This is a genomic window from Alteromonas sp. ALT199, assembly GCF_018619335.1.
In the GTDB taxonomy this organism is placed as follows: domain Bacteria; phylum Pseudomonadota; class Gammaproteobacteria; order Enterobacterales; family Alteromonadaceae; genus Alteromonas.
The window spans coordinates 26,469-34,810 of record NZ_JAHHDX010000020.1; the positions used below are offsets into that span (position 1 = coordinate 26,469).

Sequence of the window (8,342 nt, forward strand, 5' to 3'; positions counted from 1 at the left end):
TTAAATTGAGATAAATGCGGTTTTTTATGATCGTTTGCTATTTTTTTATTCACTTTGATTAAACCGCGATCAATTCTACTTTGCTGCACTACTTCGAAGGTGTGGCCACGCCGCTTTTGTATAAACAAACATTGACCAAATTGACAGCACTGCAGAGAAATATAGAAGGATATAACCTAAAGAAACCCAATAAATTGTTACGCCCATAAAAGTTTCTAACCCTGAAAGTAACCCAATTAAGGCTAACATTTGAGCAGTTGTTTTGGCTTTACCTATAAAAGACACTTTAACTGCGTCTCTTACGCCATTTGAACCCATCCATTCTCTTAGCGCCGACACATAAATTTCACGCACTAAAAGCGCGATGGATGGCAAGGTGATCCAAAGGTTAGCATAACTGTGCGTGATCATAAGAAGTGCAGCACCAACGATAAGTTTATCAGCAACTGGGTCTAAGAATGCTCCAAAGGGAGTGGATTGTTCTAGCTTTCTGGCTAAGTACCCGTCAAACCAATCAGTAATGGCCGCCAACCAAAAGATAAAGGCCCCTGCCTCGTGCGCCCAGCGCCAATCAAGAAAGTATACAACGACAAAAACAGGAATAAGGATTACTCGAAATAAAGTAATACAGTTTGGAACAGTCCACATAAAAATTACATCTCGGTGTTATGCCTCTATGGGCGTTTTATCGCAGTAGCTTTTTAGCTTAGCGTCTTGCATTTTCATAACACATTACCTTAATTCGTAATGTATTGCTTGTTACTCAGTCATTTATTGATGAAGGTGGTCGTAAATAGTATCCGCCAGTTCAGGGCTTATGCCTGGTACACTTGCTATTTCATCTTTACTGGCCTTTTTAAGACCTTGCAAGCCGCCCATAAACTTTAACAACGTTTGTCTGCGCTTAGCGCCAATACCAGGAATACTTTCAAGACTCGAGGTTGTTTTCACTTTCTGACGGCGGTTGCGGTGCCCAGTGATAGCAAATCTGTGTGATTCATCGCGGATATGCTGAATAAGGTGAAGCCCAGGCGAATGGCTATCCATTGGAAGCACTTGATGACTGCCTGCCAGTATCAAGGTTTCCAAGCCCGGCTTACGAGTAGTGCCTTTTGCAACACCTAAAAGCATGGGCTTCTTATCATGAGGCCAGTCTTCAAAAAAAGCCTCAGCTTGAGCAAGCTGACCTTTACCACCATCTATTAATAGAAGGTCCGGAATTTTTTGCACTTCTTTAACTGACTTATAGCGACGCTTTAGTGCTTGCGCCATAGCCGCATAATCATCTCCAGGCGTAATGCCTTCAATGTTATAGCGACGGTAGTCACTTTTAAGCGGCCCTTCACGATTAAATACCACGCAAGATGCTACTGTTTGTTGACCAGAGGTGTGAGAAATATCAAAGCACTCCATGCGCTGAATGGGTGTATCCACTTCAAGGGCAGCTTCTAAATCGAGGTAGCGTGCAAACACCGACTTTTGTTGACTGTACTGCGCATCTAACGCAGTTTCTGCATTTGATTGGGCAAGCTGCAGGTATTTACGCTTCTCTTCCCTCGCCCCTTTAAAGAAATGCACCTTGTGCCCTGCTTCACTGGCAAGTACATCTGCAATAGCATCTTCGTCACTAAGTGTGTTGCTTAACACAATTTGTTTAGGAATGACTTTGTTGCCCGCTAAATAAAACTGAAGGAAGAAGGATTCGAAAACTTCTTGCTCGTCTGCCGTATTGGGTACTTTAGGGAAATACGCTTTACTGCCTAATAACTGCCCTTCGCGAATAAACATAACTTGGATGCACGCCATGTTGCCTTTGAACGCAAATCCAAACACGTCCATTTCATCCTGGGTACCGGCAACCCATTGTCGCTCTTGTACTTTCCTTAATGCGTTTATTTGATCGCGATAGCGAGCGGCAGCCTCAAAGTTCAGCGCTTCGCTGGCTTTTTCCATTTTGTCCACCAGCCCACCAATAACTTGCTGGTTTTTACCTTTTAAGAATAAGCGAGCAAAATTGACCTGCTCTTTATATTCCTCATCGCTCACATAGCCTTCAACACAAGGCGCGCTACAGCGCTGCATTTGATACTGAAGGCAAGGTCTGCTGCGCGCACGGTAATAGCTGTCTTCGCACTGGCGTACAGGAAAGATACGCTGCATAGATCGCAAGCTTTCGCGCACCGACCATGCACTAGGGTATGGCCCGAAATATTCGCCCTTTTTCTTTTGCGGGCCGCGATGAAAAGACAGCCGCGGATGCTCGTGGTCTGATAAAAAGATGAAAGGGTAAGACTTGTCGTCACGCATTACCACGTTGTAACGCGGCTTATACTTCTTAATGAAGTTGTTTTCTAGCAGAAACGCTTCGGTCTCACTATTTACAACGGTGACGTCCATATTCGCAATCTGACTGACTAACGAACGGGTTTTAGCGTTATCAAGGTTAGTACGAAAGTAACTTGATACTCGCTTTTTAAGGTTTTTGGCTTTTCCTACGTAAATAACCTCTTCCTGACTGTTGTACATACGGTACACGCCAGGTTGAGAGGTTAAATTCTTAAGAAATGCTGCTGAATCGAATGCAGACATAATCACTTTGACGTTATGCGTCTAGTGACGCTTAAAAGGTATTAGGATTGATTAGCTTATGACGGTAGGCTAAGTGTGTTAACTCTACGTCAGACGTCACGCCTAATTTTTGAAACATACGATAACGGTAGGTATTAACCGTTTTGGAATTGATGCTAAGTTCTCGGGCAATATCTGGCACTTTATGACCTTCGGTTAATCTCATGGCTATAGTAAGTTCTCTACTCGATAGCTCATCAAATGGATTATCCGAACTTGGCAATAACTTACTTATCGCAATGATATTGGCCATTTCGTTATCGAGATACATTTGGCCCGCCGCGACTTTACGAATGGCAAGAATGACCTCATCTGGCTTTGCGTCTTTGGTAAGAAATCCAAACGCCCCCGCTTCCATTACCTGCATAGGTATTGGGCTTTCTTTGTGCATTGAAACACATATCACCCGCGTATTTTCTGACATGCGAACAATTCTCTTAGTCGCTTCTAGTCCACCAATACCGGGCATGTTCACGTCCATGAGTACCACATCTGGCGCATTTTTTCGGCACATTTGTACCGCATCTTCACCGTTACTAGCTTCATCGATAACGGAAAAATCTTCTACGTCTTCCAGAATTCGGCGTATCCCTCTTCTGACCAAATCGTGATCATCTGCTAGGATTATTTTTATCACTCTAGTATCTCACTGACTTCAGTTTTCTAAACAACTAGGTTAAAGGCCGCTAATTTTCGTTAATGATAACTATTAGCAGCCTAAAACCTTATCACAGTCATCATACCACGAGATAAAGATTCGTGAAGTAGAGATACACAATTTGAAACTAAATTATTGATCTAGATTACTTTTAGCCAATTAAATTGGTAAATCAAACCAAAGGGCAACCAAATCTTGAGGTGCAGTGAGCGAAATACTATCTTCCTCGTAGATCCCAATAGCATCACCAGATTCTAATCCTACCACCCCAGGTTCACTTTTCACCGAAGCTTCAGCCACACCTGAGATGATATGAAGATATCCTTTTTGCCTTTCAGTATTTCGATACCATGCTTCTTGAGCCTTCAAGGTCAAACGACTTATTGATGCATTCTGCTTAATTCTTAACGACCCATCCCTGCCGTTTTCACTTACGAGCAACTCAAGCTTTTCATTACCACCAGCACTACTACCGAAGGTTTTCTGGGTATAGCCCGGGGTTCCACCTTTTTCATTTGGCACAATCCAAATCTGCAGAAAGTTCACAGGTTCTTCACTAGACGGATTAAACTCTGAGTGCATGATGCCGCGACCTGCACTCATCACTTGTATATCACCCGCAGGTACCACGTATTCATTGCCCGTGTTATCTTTGTGTTTCAAGGCACCGCTCACTACATATGAGACGATTTCCATATCTCTATGGCCGTGAGTCTCGAAGCCTCTACCTGCTTGAACAATATCATCATTAATCACTCTTAGCGCTGAAAATCCCATGTGCTTCGCGTCATAATAGTGCCCAAATGAAAAACTGTGTCGGCTTGTTAGCCAACCAAAATTGACTTTTCCTCTTTCATTCGCTTTTCTCAAGTACATCATTTTATTTCCTTAAGCCTTTCTGCTCTCACAACACCTTCTAACTTTGCACGTGCCACGTAGCAGCTTCTATCTTGGCTGATTTCATTCGCAATAAAGTTAGTTTAATTCTTTTTAGTCGGAATAAAATGCGGGATTATAGAGTTAGTTATTCTATTATTTAGAATGCTGTCATCGGAAATGCAAAAGGGGTCGATTAGAAACTCATTGGTTTGTGATTCAAGCTAAGCGGTAGCGAACAGCTACGACATGAAACACAAACGCTGCAGAGCGGTCTCGATAACCGCTGGATGACAGGCCAAATTAAGCCTTATATGATTCGGCGCACCGAAGGGTGCTCCGTCGTTACCTACTACGCCCCGCTCTATACACTGCTCTACACTTGCAACAGGTGAATAACGAAGAATTTGATCAGACTCCTTTCCTAATGAGTCTTTTTCAGTCGACACAGAAACCATTGGTTGCAAGATCTTCGAGGGAAATGTGGCGAGATCTAGCCAAAGAAAGTAGCCAGCGCTACCCATCGTGTAGCCTACATTGATGTCGTAGTGCTTGAAGAAGCGCACTACAAGCTTTCTATTAAAGGCTAACGCACTTTTAACCGCATCTAACCAGGTGCTGCCACTCTCGTAGGCGGCAATAAGTGCAACTTTGCCTAAGTTGCTTGCATTAAGGTGCCGGGCGCTAATGGCTTTTGCAAACTTATCTCGGGTCTTTTGATCTTTAATGACTGCGTACGACGCACCGGGAACACTCGCTAAGTTGAAAGCTTTAGAGGCACTATTAAGATGGATAATTCGGGGTGTGCGCCCAATATTTTTACTTACTGGTTTATCTTGCTTTCTTATTTCAGCTTTGTTTAAACCTGCGCTATCAAGTTCGCAGCCAAAGATAGGAATCAGGGTCGGTTCGTTATATGAGTTAAAGGCAAATTCACTGTGTACTTCATCAGTGATCAACAAAATATTGTGGTAAGCGCAAAAATCCACAATCTGACGCTGTGTTCTAGCGCTTAATACGGTGCCAGTAGGGTTATTGGGGTGGCAGATAACAAATGCTACTGCAGATTTGTCTAAAGCGTTAAGGTCTATATCGGTAAACGAATCATTAATACTTTGATGATTACTAGTGTGAGATGAAGCTACATCAGTATAATTTTCTTCTACGGTATAGTCTGACTGCCCTACTGGTATATATACAGGTTCTACATCGTTGTTTTCCACCGTTTCGGCTATGGGCGAATAGGTCGGCGTTAAAACCATCACCTTCTGTCCGGCTTTACAGAATGTTCGAAGCGCAACGTCTATCGCGCCTATAACACTAGCTACATCAACCACATCACTGCTGTTAACCTCAAACCTGCTGTATTTCGGCGCACTGCGTTCAAAACGTTTAGCAACAGCTTCACCAATATCAAGAGACTGATATCCATATGTTGAGCGAAGGTTTTTTGTAACTGCACTTATAATGTCATCGCAGGGCGGTATATCCATGTCGGCAATCCACATAGCAATAGGCTCTTGCTGAGAATCTATGACCGATGTTTGCTGAGCCGTCGTGTTATAAAAGCGACGAAATATAGCTGAATACTTTAGCCGAGTTTGGTCGAGTTTTAGGTGAGCCGGTGCCTGCCATACATCTTTGTGAGGCATAAACTCATGCTCAAATGTACTGAATACTGGAAGTTGATTTTGCCCTTCGTTCACCCTCGATTTTCCCTTTCAAACAGTGTTTTGCCTTTTAACTTACCTTGTTAATCTTGTTCTGTTAACTTGCGCCGTTGACTTGCCCTACTGAGCTCCTTGGCACTGTAACAAGCACAACGCGTTGCTCAATTACTATTTATCCAGGTGTTATGTCGGATATCAAGCCACTTCATATAACAAGCCGCGCTTTGTTTAGTGTTCTAACCCAGAGCACGGGCCCTAAGCGCGGCATTATGCTCTTTTTTTCGCTTTTACTCGCTTATCTTTTCAAATACATTGAACTCGGAAAGCGTGTGCTGATATTTACGTTTGGTTTCGCGGATGACAAACGGCAACTCTGTGGGCTCGCCAACACGCTTGAAGCCGCTACCTAGGGCATCTTCTAATGCTTGCGTAGAGCTAAGTGTTTCACCATTTTCATCTTATAGCCCCCTAACCACTCGCTTCTCTCTGTGTATTCTTCCAGCCAAGTAAAGGGGCTGGCTACAACCAGCAGACCGCCTTTATTTAAACGTTTTGCCATATCACCCAGTACTTTTCTAGGGCTGTAGACCCTATCAATCAAATTCCCCATGAAGATAAGGTCGTAGCCGGTAAACTGCGGTTTTAAGTTACACGCATCGCCTTGAGCAAAAGCGACTTTTTTTGCACTTTCTTCTAAACCTAAAGCAGAGAGCTTCCGTGACTTAAATGACGTTAGTTCGCCTTCTTCTATTAGGTTATAGCGGATCTCTCCACGCTCTTGCATATCAAATGCGGTTTTTATGAAGCGTGCAGAAAAATCAATACCATCAACGTGGTCAAAGTGCTTGGCAAGTTCAAAGGTTGAACGACCCACAGCGCAGCCTAAGTCTAAAGCTTTGCTATGCTCACGTCCTTGCATATAGTCAATACAAAACTGAGCACTGGCTTTGGCGAAGTTGGGCACACCATAGTATTCGTCACCATAATGAAACTCACTATATTGCGACACTTGTGTATCGCTTTCGTAATCAAAATCGTTCACTGCTATAACTCGCTTTCCTTGAACATATCTAAACCCGGCATGCTGAAAGAAATGACGCCTAAATGCGTAACGGCTGTCTTTCATTGCCTCGTTGCCAGTAGATACCCAGCTACCACCTTTAATGAGGTTATGCTTGTTATCATACGTTGGCGTAGTAAAGTCATCGTACAGAGGGTGCACCTTAAAACCTTCAAACGGATAAATTGGTGTTTCAGTCCACTGCCATACGTTCCCTACCACATCAAAAAATTCACCTGACTGATTAACATTAACAGGCTCACTCGAAGCGTATTTTTGAAGCGCAATATTGAAACCATCAGCGTATACGGTTTGTGTTACACCAGCATTCTGACGTAGAGCTTGCCATTCGTTTTCTGTCGGTAGGCGAACAAGCGAACCAGTCTTCTCGCTTAAGTAATTACAAAAGGCTTTTGCTTCATGATAATTAACGTCTACCGGCCAATCTACAGGAAGTGGGTGTTCTTCAAGCATACTGCGATAGGCATAGTCTTCTCCCTTTTTAACCCAAAACACAGGCTGCTGAGCTTGGGTATATTCTCGCCACTTGTTGCCTTCAGCTTCCCAATACTTCGCATTATGATAACCGCCGTCTTTAACGAAGGCTAAATACTCGCCATTACTCACAAGAAACTTAGATGCACTAAACTCGCTTACAGATTCCTGCTGTGTTCCATATTCATTGTCCCAGCCATAATAGGTATTATCCCAAGTTTTGTTATTTATTACCGTTTGCGCTGGAACCGTAATTAATGCATTGGGTTCAAGTTCTTTAGACTGTGTGAGCATCGTAGGGCAAACAGGCCATTCTGAGCTAGGTCGTACAGACGAAATGGGTAACTGCCTAATAAGTACAGACGAGGTTTCTAAATGAATGCGTTCGTGTTCTATTCCCATCACTACAGGCCACATTGGGCTGTCCCAGTCGATAGGCATGCTGAAAGACATGGTATCTATAAGGTCGTATACCAAGGTGCGCACTTGATTACGATATTGGCGCACCTCTTCAACCTGCGGCCATTCATAGTTTTCGTCGTTGAGGTCATCCCAACTCATTTCATCTACGCCTATCGCAAAGAGCGACTCGAATTTTGGGTTGATACGCTCGTTGATAGCCTTTGAAAGCACGAGCTTATTGATAAAAAACGTGGCGGTGTGACCGAAATAAAAAATTAACGGATGACGCAGTTTTTCAGGTCGCTCGTAAAAGGCCTCGTCATTCACTAGGCAAGAGAAAAGTGATTCATATGTGTTGAAAGAGTCGAGGAAATACGCCTTTATTTCCTGTCTTTGTTGTTCAACCGTACCTTCCCTAAGATTAAGTGTGGGCATTGCCTGCATAATGTCCTCTTGAATTCTTGTTATTACTACCAACTGCGTAGGACCAGCGATACACGTGCAAGTATACCGTTTTTATATGCCGTAATGATTTCAGTTGATTGTAAACCTT

The 8,342-nt window shown here is 43.3% G+C and carries 5 protein-coding genes and 1 pseudogene; all 6 read right to left on the reverse strand.

The genetic code is table 11. The features are described 5' to 3' along the window. Window positions 1–75 precede the first annotated feature (75 nt). The 6 genes and pseudogenes from pgsA to ovoA all read right to left on the reverse strand — a co-directional run bounded on the left by pgsA (window position 76) and on the right by ovoA (window position 8,233). Window positions 76–648, reverse strand: a complete 573-nt coding sequence (gene pgsA, locus KL866_RS02815) for a CDP-diacylglycerol--glycerol-3-phosphate 3-phosphatidyltransferase (RefSeq protein ID WP_025255342.1) — start codon at window positions 646–648, stop codon at window positions 76–78. A 123-nt stretch (window positions 649–771) separates the two neighbouring features. After that, window positions 772–2,589: an excinuclease ABC subunit UvrC gene (uvrC, locus tag KL866_RS02820; RefSeq protein WP_214993235.1), complete on the reverse strand. Its 1,818-nt coding sequence runs from the start codon at window positions 2,587–2,589 to the stop codon at window positions 772–774. 31 nt (window positions 2,590–2,620) lie between these two features. Next, complete coding sequence (gene uvrY, locus KL866_RS02825) at window positions 2,621–3,265, reverse strand: UvrY/SirA/GacA family response regulator transcription factor (RefSeq protein WP_025255344.1); 645 nt, start codon at window positions 3,263–3,265, stop codon at window positions 2,621–2,623. A 180-nt stretch (window positions 3,266–3,445) separates the two neighbouring features. Beyond that, window positions 3,446–4,165 carry a pirin family protein gene (locus KL866_RS02830; RefSeq protein ID WP_214993237.1) on the reverse strand — a complete coding sequence of 240 codons (720 nt, stop codon included), beginning with the start codon at window positions 4,163–4,165 and terminating at the stop codon, window positions 3,446–3,448. Window positions 4,166–4,404: 239 nt separating this feature from the next. Next, window positions 4,405–5,814: an aminotransferase class I/II-fold pyridoxal phosphate-dependent enzyme gene (locus tag KL866_RS02835; protein WP_251139796.1), complete on the reverse strand. Its 1,410-nt coding sequence runs from the start codon at window positions 5,812–5,814 to the stop codon at window positions 4,405–4,407. A 305-nt stretch (window positions 5,815–6,119) separates the two neighbouring features. Continuing rightward, a pseudogene (ovoA, locus tag KL866_RS02840) lies at window positions 6,120–8,233 on the reverse strand (5-histidylcysteine sulfoxide synthase). Window positions 8,234–8,342 lie beyond the last annotated feature (109 nt).

Coding starts and splice junctions, on each gene's coding strand:
- KL866_RS02835 (WP_251139796.1), bottom strand. CDS start 5,814: ATGCCTCACAAAGATGTATGGCAGGCACCGGCTCACCTAAAACTCGAC.
- uvrC (WP_214993235.1), bottom strand. CDS start 2,589: ATGTCTGCATTCGATTCAGCAGCATTTCTTAAGAATTTAACCTCTCAA.
- pgsA (WP_025255342.1), bottom strand. CDS start 648: ATGTGGACTGTTCCAAACTGTATTACTTTATTTCGAGTAATCCTTATT.
- KL866_RS02830 (WP_214993237.1), bottom strand. CDS start 4,165: ATGATGTACTTGAGAAAAGCGAATGAAAGAGGAAAAGTCAATTTTGGT.